The organism is Streptomyces sp. NPDC021019 (assembly GCF_044333295.1).
In the GTDB taxonomy this organism is placed as follows: Bacteria; Actinomycetota; Actinomycetes; order Streptomycetales; family Streptomycetaceae; genus Streptomyces.
The window spans coordinates 1,565,527-1,582,047 of record NZ_JBIRQR010000001.1 but is presented as its reverse complement, the minus strand read 5'-3'; the positions used below and the strand labels follow the sequence as shown (position 1 = coordinate 1,582,047).

General features: G+C 74.2%; 8 protein-coding genes. 7 read left to right on the top strand and 1 reads right to left on the bottom strand.

Annotated elements, in window-relative coordinates; translation table 11 throughout:
* The first annotated feature begins 45 nt into the window (after positions 1 to 45).
* On the top strand, positions 46 to 1,716 hold the full coding sequence (locus ACH4RG_RS07365; protein WP_397920413.1) for a fumarate hydratase: 1,671 nt from the start codon (positions 46 to 48) through the stop codon (positions 1,714 to 1,716).
* 59 nt (positions 1,717 to 1,775) lie between these two features.
* Here the strand turns inward: ACH4RG_RS07365 and ACH4RG_RS07360 are convergent, their stop codons facing one another.
* A complete protein-coding gene (locus ACH4RG_RS07360; RefSeq protein WP_397920411.1) occupies positions 1,776 to 2,780 on the bottom strand; it encodes a LuxR C-terminal-related transcriptional regulator in 1,005 nt (334 codons plus the stop codon).
* Between the two features lie 82 nt (positions 2,781 to 2,862).
* Between ACH4RG_RS07360 and ACH4RG_RS07355 the strand changes: the two genes are divergently transcribed.
* The 6 genes from ACH4RG_RS07355 to ACH4RG_RS07330 all read left to right on the top strand — a co-directional run bounded on the left by ACH4RG_RS07355 (position 2,863) and on the right by ACH4RG_RS07330 (position 16,501).
* Positions 2,863 to 4,302 carry an MFS transporter gene (locus ACH4RG_RS07355; protein ID WP_397920602.1) on the top strand — a complete coding sequence of 480 codons (1,440 nt, stop codon included), beginning with the start codon at positions 2,863 to 2,865 and terminating at the stop codon, positions 4,300 to 4,302.
* Positions 4,247 to 7,546: a type I polyketide synthase gene (locus ACH4RG_RS07350; RefSeq protein WP_398539233.1), complete on the top strand. Its 3,300-nt coding sequence runs from the start codon at positions 4,247 to 4,249 to the stop codon at positions 7,544 to 7,546. The genes ACH4RG_RS07355 and ACH4RG_RS07350 overlap by 56 nt, the downstream gene beginning before the upstream one ends.
* Positions 7,543 to 13,500, top strand: a complete 5,958-nt coding sequence (locus ACH4RG_RS07345; RefSeq protein WP_398539232.1) for a MupA/Atu3671 family FMN-dependent luciferase-like monooxygenase — start codon at positions 7,543 to 7,545, stop codon at positions 13,498 to 13,500. The genes ACH4RG_RS07350 and ACH4RG_RS07345 overlap by 4 nt, the downstream gene beginning before the upstream one ends.
* Complete coding sequence (locus ACH4RG_RS07340) at positions 13,497 to 14,798, top strand: M18 family aminopeptidase (RefSeq protein WP_398161333.1); 1,302 nt, start codon at positions 13,497 to 13,499, stop codon at positions 14,796 to 14,798. The genes ACH4RG_RS07345 and ACH4RG_RS07340 overlap by 4 nt, the downstream gene beginning before the upstream one ends.
* A 69-nt stretch (positions 14,799 to 14,867) precedes the next feature.
* Positions 14,868 to 15,602 carry a thioesterase II family protein gene (locus tag ACH4RG_RS07335; RefSeq protein ID WP_398161335.1) on the top strand — a complete coding sequence of 245 codons (735 nt, stop codon included), beginning with the start codon at positions 14,868 to 14,870 and terminating at the stop codon, positions 15,600 to 15,602.
* Positions 15,603 to 15,700: 98 nt separating this feature from the next.
* Positions 15,701 to 16,501, top strand: a complete 801-nt coding sequence (locus tag ACH4RG_RS07330; RefSeq protein WP_397929980.1) for an SDR family oxidoreductase — start codon at positions 15,701 to 15,703, stop codon at positions 16,499 to 16,501.
* Positions 16,502 to 16,521: the final 20 nt, after the last annotated feature.

The following is a 16,521-nucleotide window of genomic DNA, read 5'->3' as shown; positions in this document are numbered from 1 at the left end:
GCCCGAGGGAGGTCAGCCGCCGTCGCCGAGTGAGGAATGGCCGTCATGGCAGAGTTTGCGTACTCCGATCTGCTCCCCCTGGGGGAGGACACCACGCCGTACCGTCTGGTGACCGCCGAGGGCGTCTCCACCTTCGAGGCCGACGGCCGGACGTTCCTCAAGGTCGCCCCGGAGGCGCTGCGCACCCTGGCCGCCGAGGCGATGCACGACATCTCCCACTACCTGCGTCCGGCCCACCTGGCGCAGCTGCGGCGGATCGTCGACGACCCGGAGGCGTCCTCCAACGACAAGTTCGTGGCACTGGACCTCCTGAAGAACGCCAACATCGCCGCCGCGGGCGTCCTGCCGATGTGCCAGGACACCGGTACGGCGATCGTCATGGGCAAGCGCGGGCAGAACGTGCTGACCGAGGGCGGTGACGAGGAGGCCCTGTCGCACGGGATCTACGACGCGTACACCAAGCTCAACCTGCGTTACTCGCAGATGGCCCCGCTGACCATGTGGGACGAGAAGAACACCGGTTCCAACCTGCCGGCCCAGATCGAGCTGTACGCCACCGACGGCGGCGCGTACAAGTTCCTCTTCATGGCGAAGGGCGGCGGCTCGGCCAACAAGTCGTTCCTCTACCAGGAGACGAAGGCCGTCCTGAACGAGGCCTCCATGATGAAGTTCCTGGAGGAGAAGATCCGTTCGCTGGGGACCGCGGCCTGCCCGCCGTACCACCTGGCCATCGTGGTCGGCGGCACCTCGGCGGAGTTCGCGCTGAAGACCGCCAAGTACGCCTCCGCGCACTACCTGGACGAGCTGCCCGCCGAGGGCTCGCCCACCGGGCACGGCTTCCGGGACAAGGAGCTGGAGGAGAAGGTCTTCGAGCTGACGCAACGGATCGGCATCGGCGCGCAGTTCGGCGGCAAGTACTTCTGCCACGACGTGCGCGTGGTGCGGCTGCCCCGGCACGGGGCCTCGCTGCCCGTCGCCATCGCCGTGTCCTGCTCGGCCGACCGCCAGGCCACCGCGAAGATCACCGCCGAGGGCGTCTTCCTGGAGCAGCTGGAGAAGGACCCGGCGCGCTTCCTCCCCGACACCACCGACGAGCACCTCGACGGGGCGGGCGGAGACGTCGTGGAGATCGACCTCAACCGGCCGATGGACGAGGTACTGGCCGAGCTGACCAAGTACCCGGTCAAGACCCGGCTCTCGCTGACCGGCCCGCTGGTCGTGGCCCGCGACATCGCGCACGCCAAGATCAAGGAGCGGCTGGACGCGGGCGAGGAGATGCCGCAGTACCTGAAGGACCACCCGGTGTACTACGCGGGCCCGGCGAAGACTCCCGAGGGGTACGCCTCCGGTTCCTTCGGCCCGACGACGGCCGGCCGGATGGACTCGTACGTGGAGCAGTTCCAGGCGGCGGGCGGCTCGAAGGTGATGCTCGCCAAGGGCAACCGCAGCAAGCAGGTCACCGACGCCTGCGGCTCCCACGGCGGCTTCTACCTCGGCTCGATCGGCGGCCCCGCGGCCCGCCTCGCGCAGGACTGCATCAAGAAGGTCGAGGTCGTCGAGTACGAGGAGCTCGGCATGGAGGCGGTCTGGCGCATCGAGGTCGAGGACTTCCCCGCGTTCGTCGTCGTCGACGACAAGGGCAACGACTTCTTCACCGAGCCCGCCCCGGCTCCGACGTTCACCAGCATTCCGGTGCGGGGGCCGGGTCTCGGCTGACCCACGTTCCGTAGACGTCACCGGGAGGGCCCGTCCGTGCGGACGGGCCCTCCCGCGCGTTATCGGCCGTCCAGCAGGCCCGAGGTCGCGACCAGATACCCCAGCTGCGCCCGGCTGTTGCTGCCCAGCTGCTCGGAGACCTTGCGCATGTGCTCGGCGACGCTGCGGCGGCTCATGCCGATCCGGCGGGCGATGGCGGCGTCCGTCTCGCCGTTGACGACGGCCTGGAGGATGGTGCGCTGGAGGTCGGAGGTGACGACGGGGGTGCGCAGCGGCGCGCGTTCGGGGCGGACCGGGACCGCGCGGGACCACGCCTCGTCGAAGTGGCGGACCAGGAAGCGGACCAGCGACGGGTGCTGGACGCGCAGGGCGGTGTGCGGTTCGTCGGAGAACGGGATGAGGGCGAGGTCCCGGTCGAAGACGATGAACCGGTCGGCGACCTCCGCCAGGGTCCTGACCTCGGCGCCCTCGGCGGTCACCTGCTCGATGTAGGCGAGCGTGGTGCGGTCCGAGCGGACGGTGTGCTGGTAGAGGGTGCGCTGCCGGATGCCGCGGCGCAGGTTGCCCAGGTCGCGCGGGAGCGACTGCTCCAGGACGTGGGCGGGGCGCCCGCCGCCGGGGTGGGCGGTGCGGACCTCGGTGCGGCAGCCGCTGACCCCGGCGTCCAGGGCCTTGCCGATGACGGCCGTGCCGGAGAGCCGGGTGAGGGCGGGGCGTTCCTGCCGGTGCATCTCGGCGTAGAGCCCCTCGAAGGCGGCGAGGGTGGCGCGGGCGGAGCGCAGGGTGCGGCGCCGCTCGACGATCGCCTCCTCGATCGGGGCGAGCGCGGCGAACGAGGCGGTCTCCGGCGGCACGGGGACGAGGTAGCCGGGTGATTCCTGGTCGGCCACCATCAGGTGCAGGGACCGCAGGCAGGGGGGCGCGGCGCCGGCCGGGAGGCGGCCCTCCGTCAGCGCACGACGATAGGCCGCGAGCGCCGCCTCGCAGGGTTCTTCCGGTATCGACCGGTCCGAGGGTGATTCACGGCAATCACATACCGGTGAGGGGGAATGATCGTCCTTCACAAGGATGCAGATTACCTTTGTGCAATCGTGAGACCTCCGTCCGGCGTCCGTGCGCGACGATTATGTCCGGGTGACAACTGGAATGGGCAGTGCGGACGGGCCGAAGGCGGACGAGGCGGACGGCGGTGCCCGGAACTCCCGGGAGGCCCGGGAGGCCGCGGTCTCCGAGCGCCGTTTCCGATTCCTCGTCGCCGGGTACGCGGTGTCTTCCTACGGCACTTTCCTGAATATGGTGGCGCTGAATCTCTTCGTCTACGAGACGACGGGCCGGGCGCTGGCCATGGGGCTGTTCATGGCGGTGCGGCTCGCCTCCGGATTCGTCGCCGGTCTGGTCGTGGGCGGTCTGCTCGTCCGTTTCAGCGCGAAGACCATCATGCTGTGGGCCAACGTCGGACAGGGCGCCGTGATGCTGGTGCTCATCCTGGCGCCGGACGGTCTGCTGACCGGTGCGCTGATGGCCGTCTCGGTGGTGATCGGGGCGTGCGGGACGCTGTTCATGGTGGCGTTGCGCAGTTCGATCCCGGAGATGGTCGGGGAGGACCGCAGAGCCTGGGCGAACTCCCTCTCGATCACCGGCCGTTCGCTGGCCATGGTGGCAGGGTTCGCCTCGGCGGGCGTGGTGGTGTCCCTCGTGGGGTACACGGCGGCCTTCGTTGTCGACATGGCGACGTTCGTGGCCTGCGCGGTGACGGTGGCCCTGCTGCCGATCGCCGGAGGCAGGGGAGCCGGCGGCAAGGGAGCGGATGCCAAGGGAGCGGGTGGCACGGCCTCCGAGGGCTCCGGGGCCGAGCGGGGCGCCTCGGGTGCCTCGTCCGCGACGGGCGGCAGGCGCTGGCGGCCCGTCGCCTTCCTCGCGCTGGCCGCCGCCCCCGGGATGGGCCTGATGGTGGCCCTGCGCGGGGTCGACGCGTTCGGTTCCTCGTCCCACAACGCGGCGCTGCCGATCTACTCCACCTCGCTCGACGCGTCGAACCCCGCCGTGTTCGTCAGCGCGTTCTGGTGCGTGTGGGCGCTCGGCAACATCGGGGCCCAGCAGGTGATCCAGCGGTACGCGCAGCGCACCGGACGCTCTGTGGGGGCGCTCGGATTCGGCTACGGCACGGTGGTGATGTCGGCGGCGTTCATCGCGGCGTTCGCCGGCTTCCCGCTGGCCGTGACCGCGGTGATCGCGCTGATCGCGGGGGCCGCGGACGGCCTCACCGAGGTCGCGTACACCTCGCATCTCCAGACACTTCCGGCCACGTTGCGCGGCCATGCCTTCGGTCTTTCGGCCACTTTCGAGAACCTCGGCTTCGGCGTCGGCATGATCCTTGTGGCGGCGGCCCTCGACCGGTTCTCCCCGCTGGCCGTGGTGGGCTGGTCCCACGGCGCCGCCATCGTCGTCGCCGTGGTGTTCCTGCTGAGGGTGGCGGGAGTGCGGCGGGCGGAACGTGCGGGGCGTGCGGGGCTGCGAAAGGAAGAAGCCGTTGAGGGACGACCGGATCGCGGTGATCGGGACGGCGCTGAGGTTTCCGGGGGCTGACACCCCCGAGGCGTACTGGCGCGACATCCGGGCGGGGACCGGCCACGTACGCCGTTTCACTCGGGCCGAGTTCGCCGCGGCGGGGGTACCGGCGGCGGAGTACGAGCGACCGGGGTTCGGCGGAGCGAGCGCGCTCCTGGCGGACGTGGACGGTTTCGACGCCGGGTTCTTCGGGATGAGCGGGCGGGAGGCGGAGCTGACCGATCCGCAGCAGCGGCTGTTCCTGGAGTGCTGCTTCCACGCACTGGAGGACGGGGGTTACGCGGGCGGCGAGGACCGTTACGCGGGCGGCGACGGCGGCTCCGTACGGATCGGGGTGTACGGCAGCTCCGGCTACCGCCTGTACTCGCTGCACAGCTATCTGGCGGAGAACCTGGCGGCGGAGGCCGGCTTGGGCGACTGGATGACCGCCAAGCAGGTCCAGGTCGGCAACTACCCCGACTTCACCGCGACCCGGGCCGCCTTCCGGCTCGGTCTGACCGGTCCCGCGCTGACCGTCTCGACGGCCTGCTCCAGCGCTCTCGTCTCGGTCCATCTGGCCTGCCAGGCGCTGCGCGCCGGGGACGCGGAGCTGATGCTGGTGGGCTCCGCCGCCCTGCATCTGCCGGGGGTCACCGGCCAGGTCCCGGTGAAGGGCTCCACCCTCTCCCCCACCGGCACGGTCCGGGCCTTCGACGCGGACGCGGACGGCACCGTCGGGGGCAACGGGGCCGCCGCCGTCCTCCTCAAGCCGCTGGCCCGGGCGCTGGCCGACGGCGACACCGTGCACGCGGTGATCCTGGGCTCGGCGGTCACCAACGACGGCTCGGACAAGGCGACCGGCGACGGCCCGGGGAGAGGGGGGTTCGCCGCCCCCGGGGTCGCCGGGCAGCGGGACGCGGTGCTCGGGGCGCTGCGCGCGGCGGACGTGGACGCGGCGTCGATCGGCTACGTGGAGGCGCACGGCACCGGCACGCTGAAGGGCGACCCGATCGAGTTCGCGGCCCTGACCGAGGCGTTCCGCGCGCACACCGACCGGACCGGCTTCTGCGCGCTCGGCTCGACGAAACCGGCCATCGGCCACCTGGACAGCGCGGCGGGGCTGGCGGGGCTGATCAAGGCCGTCGAGGTGCTGCGGCACGGGGTGGTCCCGCCGCTGGTGAACTTCTCCCGGCCCAACCCGGCGCTGGCGGTGGACGACAGCCCGTTCCTGCTGCCGGTACGGGAAAGTGCCTGGCCGCTGGCGGGGGTGCGGCGAGCCGGTGTGCACTCCATCGGCATGGGCGGTACGAACGCTCATGTGATCCTGGAACAGGCGCCGGAGCCCCCGCGCACCACGTCGGTCTCCGGCGACGTGCCCGCGCCCGCGCTGCTGCCGCTCTCGGCGGCCGACGGGGACGCGCTGCGGGCGTACGCCGCCGCCCTGCGGGACCACCTGGCGGACGGGCCGCCCCTCTCCCCCGCCGATCTGCTGACCACCACGGCTCTCGGGCGGCGGCATCTGCCGCACCGGCTGGTCGTCACGGGGGCGGACCCGGTGGCCGGCCTCGACGCGTTCCTGTCCGGGGCCCCGGAGGGCGAGGCGTACACGACCGGGGTCGCCGACGGCGTACGGGAGCGGCGGCCGGTGTTCCTCTTCAGCGGCCAGGGCGGCGGGCATCCGGGCATGGGCGCGGAACTCGCCGCGCGTCTCCCGGTGGTGGCCGAGGTGCTCGACGCCTGTGCCCGGGTGTACGGGGAGGAGACCGGGCGGGACGACTTCCTGGACCGGATCGTCGGCGGACGGGGCCCCGAGCGGTGGGACACCGCCTTCGCGCAGCCCGCCCTGTTCGCCCTCCAGCTCGCCCAGGCCCGGCTGTGGGAGCGGCTCGGGATCACCCCGGCCCGGGTCGCCGGGCACAGCGTCGGCGCGTACGCGGCGCTGTGCGTGGCCGGGGCCCTGGAGACCGGGGACGCGATGCGGCTGGTGTGCGGGCGCGGGCGGCTGATGCTGGAGCGGTCGGCCCCGGGCGCGATGGTCTCCGCGTTCGTCCCCCGGGCCCGGGTGGGGGAGCTGCTGGCCGCCGTCCCCGGGCTGGAGCTCGCCGTGGTCAACGGCGCCGCGCACCACGTGCTGGGCGGTCCGCCGGAGGCGGTGGACGCGGCACGGGCGCTGCTGGCCGCGCGGGGTGAGGCGTACGAGGTGCTGGCGGTGGACCGGGCGTTCCACACGGCGCTGCTCGACCCGGCGCTGGAGGATTTCCGGGTGCTGGCCGACAAGGCGGAACTCCGGCCGACGCACACGGAGTTCGTGGACGGCATCGACGGCACGGTCCGCCCCGTCGGGTGGCGGCCGGACGCCGCGTACCTGGTCGCGCAGGCCCGCCGCACGGCGGACTTCGCCGCCGTCCTGGACCGGCTGGCCGGGTCCCCGCTGCTGCTGGAGCTGGGCCCGTCCGCCGTGCTGACGGGCCTGGTCCGCCGGTCGCTGCCGGACGCGGTCTGCGTACCGACGCGGCGGTGGGAGCGCGCGGTGGCCGCGCTGCACTGCGGCGGGGCCGCGGTGGACTGGGCGGCGCTGCTCGACCGCTGCGGCGGACGGCGCGTGCGGCTGCCCACGTACCCCTTCCAGCGCCGCTCGCACTGGCGGGGCCCGGCCGCGTACACGCCTCCGGCACTGCCCCGCCCGCCGACCTCGCCCACCTCGCCCGCCTCGCTCACCTCGCTCACGCAGCTGCCCGCGTCGACCGGCGGGCCCGCTCACTCATCCCCACGCCGCACGGAGGACCGCATGACCGCACAGGCCGTACTGAACAGAGTGCTGGAGCTGACCGCGCGCCATCTCGGCCACCGGCCCGACGAGGTTGCCGCCGACCGTACCTTCGTCGGCCTCGGCGCGGACTCGCTCCAGCTCATCGGGATGGTGCGGCAGCTGGAGGCCGAATTCGGCACCGAGATCAGCATGCGGGAGATCCTGGAGGAGGCGGGCACACCCCGGTCGACGGCAGCGCTGATAGCCGGGCGGCGGACTTCCCCGCCGACGGCAGCGGTGGAGCCGCCGTCCGTGCCGGTGCCCGCGCCTGCTTCCGTGCTCGCTTCCGCGCCCGCTTCCGTGCCCGCGCCCGCGCCTGCCGTCGACGGGCCCGCGTACGCCACCCGGGCCGAGGTCGCCGCCCTCTCCGAGCAGCTGCGCCAACTGGCCGAGACCCAGGCAACGATGCTCACCCAGCTCTCCGAGGCCGTCGCCCTGCTGACCGCCCGCAGCACGGGGACGGACGGCCGATGAGCGCGGGGATACCCGCATCCGCCGAGGCCGAGGCCGGGACGGGGAGGGGCGCCGCCACCACCGCCACCACCACTGCCGCCGAGGCCGTGGCCCGGGCGGCGGAGCTGTCCCGCGCGCTCACCGCCCGGCTCGCGGAGGCCCGCCGCCAGGTTGCGGCGCAGGACACGAAACCCACCGCCGGGGAGACCGCTCACGGCCCCCGTCTCGTCGTGGACGCGGCGGGCGGGATGGCCGGGGCGGGGGCCGACGAGGCCCAGCGGGCCCACACCGCCTCCCTGGTCCGGCGGTTCACCGAGCGCACCCGCACCTCCAAGGAGCTGGCCCAGCGGCACCGTTCGGTGCTCGCCGACAGCCGCGCCGTCGTCGGGTTCCGGGACGCCACCAAGGAGATGCTCTACCCGGTCGCGGCCCGCTCGGCGCACGGCTCCCGGCTCACCGACGTGGACGGCAACACCTACACCGACATCACCATGGGGTTCGGCGCGCTCCTCCTCGGCCACGAGGCGGAGCCCGTCACCGAGGCCGTGCGCCGCCACCTCTCGGACGGGCTGCGCTTCGGCCCCCGGTCCCCCGACACCGGGGAGGCCGCGGCGCTGCTCGCCTCGCTGACCGGCCTGGACCGGGTCGCCTTCGCCTCGTCCGGCACGGAGGCGAACTCGGCCGCGATCCGGCTGGCCCGCGCCGCCACCGGGCGCGACAAGGTCGTCATGTTCCGGGGCTCGTACCACGGGCACATCGACTCCGTCCTCGGCCGGCCGGGCGGGCCCGGGCAGCACGCCGTGCCCGTCTCCCGGGGCATCCCGGCCAGCGCGGTCGCGGAGCTGATCGTGCTGGAGTACGGGGCCCAGGAGTCCCTGGAGACGATCGACGCCCTCGGGGACGGCATCGCGGCCGTCCTCGTCGAGCCCGTGCAGTGCCGCAACCCGGGGCTGCGGCCGGTGGAATTCGTCCGCGCGCTGCGCGAACTCACGGCCCGCCGGGGCATCGTGCTGCTCTTCGACGAGATGCTGACGGGGCTCCGCCCCCACCCGCGCGGCGCACAGGCGCACTTCGGGGTGGTGCCGGACCTCGCCACGTACGGCAAGGCGCTCGGGGGCGGCTTCCCGATCGGCGCGGTGGCGGGGCGGGCGGATCTGCTCGACGGTGTGGACGGCGGGTTCTGGCGGTACGGGGAGCCCGGCGGCCCCTCGCGCGAGACCACGTTCATCGGCGGAACGTACATGCAGCACCCGCTGTCGATGGCGGCGGCCCGCGCGGTGCTCACCCACCTCACCGAGCGGGGGCCCGGCCTCCAGAGCGGCCTGAACGCCAGCACCCAGGCGCTCGCGGACCGGCTCAACGCCTTCTTCCGCGACGAGGAATTCCCGCTCGAACTCGCCCACTTCGGGTCCATGTTCCGCTTCAAGCACCGCGCGGACCTCGAGTTGCTCTACCACCACCTCCAACTGCGCGGCGTGTACGTATGGGAGTGGCGCAGCTTCTACCTCTCCACCGCCCACACGGAGGACGACGTGAACCGGGTCGCGGAGGCGGTGGAGGGATCGCTGCGCGAGCTGCGCGACGGCGGGTTCTTCCCCCGGTCCGCCCGCCCGACCCCCGTCAGGCGGGCAGCAGCGCGCCGTCCCGCACCCGACTTCGGTGTCTACTTCTTCGGCGACTATCCGGAGACCGGTGAGGCCGACGGAAGCGGCGGTGGCAGCGGCGCCCCGGAGGCGTACGACACCGTGCTGGAGACCGCGCGCTTCGCCGACGAGCACGGCTTCTCCTCCGTCTGGCTGCCCGAGCGGCACTTCGACTCCTTCGGCGGTATCTTCCCGAACCCCGCCGTGCTCGCCGCCGCCGTGGCCCGGGAGACCGGGAGCGTCCGGATCAACGCCGGCTCGGTCGTGCTGCCGCTGCACGATCCGGTGCGGGTCGCCGAGGAGTGGTCGGTGGTGGACAACCTCTCCGGCGGCCGGGTCGGCATCGGCTGCGCCACCGGCTGGCACGCCCGGGACTTCGCCCTGTACCCGGACCGGTTCACGGACCGGCGGCGGATCGCCTTCGACCACCTCGACGAGGTGCGCCGGCTCTGGCGCGGGGAGGCGGTGCGGCGGCGCACGGGCGAGGGCGCGGAGGCGGAGATCCGGATCCGGCCGCGCCCGGTTCAGGAGGAGCCGCCGTTCTTCCTGGCCACCTCCGGGCAGCGGGCGTCGTACGAGGAGGCGGCCCGGCGCGGCCTCGGGGTCGTCACCAACCTGATGAGCCAGACCGTGGACGAGCTGGCCGCGAACATCGCGCACTACCGGCGTACGCGTGCGGAGTGCGGGCTCGACCCGGCGGCCGGGCGGGTGACGGTGCTGGTGCACACGTATCTCGGCGACGACCACGCCACCGCCCGGGCCGAGGCGCTGGAGCCGATGGTGCGGTATCTGCGGTCATCGCTGCTGATGCGCTCGGCGGCCACCGCCGCGGGGTCCCGGCGCGAGGACGTGGCGGCGGCGGGCGAGGAGGACCTGGACTATCTGTTCCGCCGCGCGTACGACCGCTACTGCGACCGGCGGGCCCTGATCGGCACGCCTGAGAGCGTCGCCCCGTTCGTCGACGCGCTGCACGGGGCCGGGGTGGACGAGATCGCCGCGCTGGTCGACTTCGGGATGGACCGGGAGCGGCTGCGGTCGGGGCTGGAGCGCCTGGACGCGCTGCGCCGCCGGACGGAGGAGCGCGACGCCCGGCCCGAGGACACGGTCGCGCCCGCCACCTCGGCGCAGCGGCGGCTGTGGCTGGCTTCGCAGCTGATGGAGAACTCGGCGGCCTACAACGAGACGGGGGCCGTACGGCTGCGCGGTCCGCTGGACGTGGCGGCGCTGCGGGCGGCGGTGGACGGCCTGGTCGAGCGGCACGCGGGGCTCCGCACGGTGTTCCGGGCCGAGGAGGAGACGGGCGTCGTCCAGGTCGTGCGGAACGGGCTCCGCATCCCCCTGGCGGTGACCGACGCCCGGGGGCAGGACGCCGAGGGGGCGATCGGGGCGCTGCTCGCCGAGGAGAGCGGCCGGGCCTACGACCTGGCCGAGGGGCCGCTGTTCACGCCCCGGCTGCTCCGGCTGGCCGACGACGACCACGTTCTGGTGCTCGGTACGCACCACATCATCACGGACGCGCACTCGGCCGCGCTGATCGCCGGGGACCTCCAGGAGCTGTACACGGCGGCCCGTGCCGGACGTCCACCGGCCTTCGACCGCCCCGCCGGGACGACCGTCGGCGCCCCCGAGCCGCCGGCCGACGCGGCCGACCTGGCCTGGTGGCGCGAGCTCCTGGGCGACCGGCCGCCGGTGCTGGTCCTGCCCACGGACCGGCCGCGCGGTCGCCGGGTGGCGGGGCGCGGCGGGGCGGTGTCCCGGACCGTGGGCCGGGAGCGGGCCGACCGGCTGCGGGAGTGGAGCGGGCAGCAGGGCGTGACCCTCTTCGCCACGCTGTGCACGGCGTGGCAGCTGGTGCTGCGACGGCGGTCGGGGCAGGACGCGTTCCTGCTCGGCACGACGTTCGGGCGGCGGTCGCCCGCGACGGCGGACACGGTCGGGTTCCACGTGGCGCTGCTGCCGTTGCCGCTGTCCGCCACCGACGCGACCTCGTCGCCGGAGGCCGTACGGGCCACCGGGCGGGCGCTGTTCGCGGCGGACGAGCACAGGGGGGTGGACCTGGACGCGCTCCTGGCGGCCGTCCACCCGGACCCGGGGAATCCGCGCCCGCTGGTGACCGTTTCGGTCGACCTCGACCGGGCGGCGCTGGCCGGAATCGACCTGCCCGGCCTGCGGGCCGAGGGCGTGGCGGCCGGGACGGAGTCGGCGCCGCTGGAGCTGGCCCTGATGGCTGTCCAGGTTCAGGACGGGGGCCTGCGGCTGCGGCTGCGCTATGACGCGGATCTGTTCGACGCGGCGACCGCGGAGGGGTATCTCGTCGAGCTGGACCGGCAGTTGGACGCGATGGCGGACCCGGTCGAGGAAGGCCCGGACGGACCGGACGGCCCGGGCGGACCGAGCGGACCGAGCGGACCGAGCGGACCGGGCGGACCGGGCGGACCGGGCGGACCGGGCGCCGGGAACACCGCCACACCGGACACCACGGCCGCATCGGATACGACGGCGGCACCGGACCCGGCGCCCGGGGCCGGCACGGCGGATCCGGACGACACGGCGGAGCCGGGGACGCGGAAGGCCGCCGACACCGCCGTGCTGCTCCGCGAGGTCTGGGAGTCCGTCCTCGGCCGGCCGGGCTTCGCCGCCGACAGCAACTTCTTCGACCTGGGGGGCAATTCGATCGCCGCGATCCGCCTGGTGAACCGGGTCAGGGACACGCTGGGCGTCGACTACCCGCTGGCGGACTTCTTCGCCGACGCCACCCTGCGGGCCATGACGGAGCAGTTGGCGGGCGGCCCGGAGACGGAGGAGCCGAAGCCGGTGGGGCCGGACACGGGCGGGCCCGGGACGGAGGTCGTGGCCGTCGTCGACCGCGCCCCCGTCAGCGACCAGCAGGCCCGGATGATCGCCGGGCACCACGCCATGCCCGACCCCGCCGTGTGGAACGTGCCCACGCGCATCACCTTCACCGGGGCGCTGGACCCGGCGGCCCTGCGGTCCGCCGTGACCGAGCTGGTCGCCCGGCACGACGGGCTGCGGACCAGGTTCGCGCGGGAGGGGGCGCCGGACGGGCCGTGGTGGCAGGAGGTGCTGGCGGCCGAGCCGGTGGCGCTGCCGGTGGAGGATCTGACCGGGCTGCCCGTCGGGGAGCGTCGGCCCCGGGCCGACGCCCTGTGCCGGGCCGACGCGGCGGCCCCGTTCGACCTGGGTCGGTCGCTCCAGCCCCGGACGCGGCTGCTGCGGGTCGAGGAGGACCGCTGGGAGCTGATGTTCGTCCTGCACCACGTCTGCGCCGACGGCTGGTCGCTGTCCGTGCTGCTCGCGGAGATCGCCGCGCTCTACACGGCGGCCGCCGCGGGTGTCCCGCACGGCCTGCCCGATCCGGCGATGCAGGCGCCCGGGTACGCCCGGTGGCAGCGGGAGCGGCACGATCCCGGCGCCGAGGCGGAGCGGGCCGCGTTCTGCGCCCGTTACCTGGACGGGGTGCCGTCCGCCGTCCCCGTACCGACGGACCGGCCGCGCCCGAAGAAGCTGAGCGGGCACGGGGACACCGTGCGCGGGGTCGCGACGGGTGAGGTGCGGGCGGCGGTGGAGAAGCTGGCGGCCGAGCGGCACACCACCCCGTTCGCGGTCGCGGCGGCGGCCCTCGGAGTGTTCCTGGCCCGGCTGTCGGGAGAGGAGGACACCTTGCTGAGCGTGCCGTACGCCAACCGCGAGGGCACCGCCTCGGAGTCGCTCGTGGCGATGACGTCCACCGCGGTGATGGTCCGCGTACGACTGGATTCAGCCAATCTTGACGAGACCTGCGCGGAGCTCGCGGTCCGTACGGGCGTGGGCGCGCTCGGTGCCATGGCGCATGTGCTGCCCACCGCGCGCATCATGCAGGCGATGCGGGACGCTGGCGCTGTCAGCGTCCCCGACCGGGTTCCGCACGTCCTGGCGTTCCAGAACTCCGTCGACACGGACATCGAGATCCCCGGGCTCCGGGTCGAGGTGGCCGATCTGGCACCGCCGCTTTCCCGCAGCGAACTGTGCTTCGGACTTGCGCCGCGCCGGGACCCCGCGAAGGGTTATCGAACATTCCTGGAATTCTCCACCGACCTGTGGGACCACACGACCGCCCACGACCTTCTCGCGTCGTACACCGACCTGCTCGCGGAGTTCAGCGCCCGGCCCGACCGGCCGGTGCGGGAACTCCTCGGGGAGCGCCCCCGGCAGGGGCCCCCGGGCCGAGGCTCCGGAGGCTCAGCCGGGGACGCCAGCGCCGGGCCCGACCGGCCCGGTGGACCGTCACCCTCCCAGTCACTGCCGAACACCGGAAAGGCGGACGCCGTATGACTCCGGCCCCCAACCGCAGCCACACCGACGACCTGCTCTCCTTCATCGCCGCCAGCCCTTCCCCGTACCACGTGGTGGCCAGTGCGGCCCAGCGTCTGGAGAAGGCCGGGTTCCGCGAACTGCGTGGCACGGACGACTGGACGGGGGCGACCGGCGGCTGCTTCGTCAGCCGCGCCGGTGCGCTGATCGCCTGGTACGTCCCCGAGGGCGCGCCCGCCCACACCCCGTTCCGGATCGTCGGCACCCACACCGACTCCCCGAACCTGCGGATCAAACCGGCGCCGGACACCGGCACTTCTGGGTGGCGGCAGATCGGCGTGGAGATCTACGGCGGGGTCCCGCTGAACACCTGGCTCGACCGGGACCTCGGCGTCTCCGGCCGCCTCGCTCTGCGCGGCCCGGACGGCGCCCCGCGCAGCCGGCTCGTACAGATCGACGAACCCCTGCTGCGAGTGCCCCAGTTGGCCATTCACCTGGACCGTTCGGTGAACGAGGGCGTGGCCCTGGACCGGCAGCGGCACATCGCGCCGATCTGGGCGCTGGGCGACCCGCGGGAGGGCGAGCTGCTGCGCCGGGTCGCCTCGGCCGCCGGGGAGGACCCGGCGGACGTGCTGGGCTGGGACCTGATGCTGCACGACGTCCAGCCGCCCGGATACCTGGGCGTGGACCAGGAGTTCGTGGTGGCGTCCCGGCTGGACAACCAGGTCTCGGTGCACGCCGGGGTGACCGCCCTGGTGGACGCGGCGACGGGAGCCACGCAGCCCTCCTTCGTACCGGTGCTGGCCGCCTTCGACCACGAGGAGGTCGGCAGCGGTTCCGAGACGGGTGCGCAGAGCCCGCTGCTGGAGCGGATCCTGTCCCGGTCCGTTTCGGCGCGCGGCGGCAGCGAGGAGGACTGGTCGCGGGCGCTGGCGGGCGCGTTCTGCGTCTCCGCCGACATGGCGCACGCGGTGCACCCCAACTACGCGGAGCGGCACGACCCCGACCACCGTCCGCTCCCCAACGGCGGCCCGACGGTCAAGGTGAACGTCAACCAGCGGTATGCCACCGACTCCACCGGCTTCGCGGTGTTCACGGCGGCGGCCGAGCGGGCCGGGGCCCCCTGGCAGCCGTTCGTCTCCAACAACGCGATGCCCTGCGGTACGTCGATCGGCCCGCTCACGGCGGCCCGCCTCGGCGTCACCACGGTGGACGTCGGGGTGCCCGGCCTGTCGATGCACTCGGCGCGCGAGCTGTGCGGAGTGCGCGACCCGAGCTATCTCGCCGCGATCCTCACCACGATCATGGTCGGGGACTGACCGGCCCGCCCGGCCCCGGAGACGGGCGCGGCATCCGGAAGAACAGAAGAGAAGAGAACAGGAACGACCGTGGCCGACGAAGAGACCGTCCTCATCTGCCTGCCCTTCGCCGGGGCCGGCCCCTCCTTCTTCACGCCCTGGCAGAAGCTGGCCCCGGAGGGTCTGCGGATCCTCCCGGTGTCGTTGCCGGGCCGCGAGAAGCGGTTCCCCGAGCCCGCCCACACCTCGGCGGCCCCGGCCGTCGACGACGCGTACGCGCAGGTGACAGCGGCCCTCGGCGAAAGGGACGGGAGCGGCGGCCCGGTCGTGCTGTTCGGGCACAGCATGGGCGCGGTCCTCGCGTACGAACTGGCGCACCGGATCGAGCGGGCGGGCGGGCCGATCCGCCTGGCCGCGCTCGTGGTGAGCGGTGCGCCCGGCCCCTGGACACCGCGCACGGACCGGGCGGACGGGCTGCCGGACGAGGAGTTCGCCGCCCGGGTCCGGGCGTTCGCCGGGTACGACCACCCGGCGCTGGCCGACCCGGAGATGCGGGAGCTGCTGCTGCCGGCGCTGCGGGCGGACGTCCGGCTCCACGAGACGTACGTGCCGTCCACGGAACGGCCGTTGGGTGTTCCGGTCATCTCCGTGCGGGGGCGGGAGGACACCCTGGTCGGGGCGGGGGAGGCCGCCGAGTGGGGCCGGGCGACGACGGGGAAGCTGACGGTGGCCGAGCCGGCCGGCGGGCACATGTATCTCACCGAGCGGCCGGGCGAGCTGCTGGAGCTGGTGGCCGCCGAGGTGCGGGCGGCGAGGGGCCGGTGACGGGCGGCGACGGCGGCGGCCACCCGGGGCCCGTCGCCGACGGCGGTGGCGCGGGGCGCCGGGCCGGCGGCGGGGCCCGGCTCGCCGGGCGGACGGCGCTGATCACGGGAGCGGCGCGCGGTCTCGGCCGGGCCTGTGCGCTGGCCTTCGCCCGCGAGGGCGCGGATCTGGTGCTGCTGGACGTGGCGGGCGAGCTGCCCGGGGTGCCGTATCCGCTCGGTTCCGCCTCGCAGCTCGCGCACACCGGCCGGCTCTGCCGCGAGGCGGGGTCCGCCGTGCTGACCCGGCAGGCCGACGTCCGGGACCTGGCGGCGCTGGAGTCGGCGGCGGAGGCGGCCGAGGAGCGCTTCGGGCGGATCGACGTCCTGGTCAACAACGCGGGCATCGCCGCCCCTTCGGGCCGCCCGGCGCACGAGATCAGCGAGGCCGAGTGGCAGCTGATGATCGATGTGGATCTGGGCGGTGCGTGGCGGGCGATCCGCGCGGTCGGCGGCCGGATGGTCGCTCAGGGGTCCGGTTCGATCGTCAACATCGCCTCGACGGCGGGCCTGGTGGGCTACCGGCACTTCGCGGGGTACGTCGCGGCCAAGCACGGCCTCGTCGGCCTGACGAAGGCGGTGGCCCTGGACTACGCGCCCCGGAAGGTCCGGGTCAACGCGGTGTGTCCGGGCTCGGTGCGGGACGACGAGGCGATGGAGGGCCGGATGCTGGCGGAGATCGCCCGGTCGCTGGAGGTCCCGGTCGCGGAGCACGAGGCCGCGTTCGTCCGGGACCAGCCGATGAACGCGTTGGTGGAGCCGGACGATGTGGCGAACGCGGTGCTCTGGCTGGCCTCGGACGAGTCCCGGCAGGTGACCGGCAGTGTGGTCGCCGTGGACGGCGGGTTCACCGCCCGCTGACCGCCCGCATCAGCCGTTTC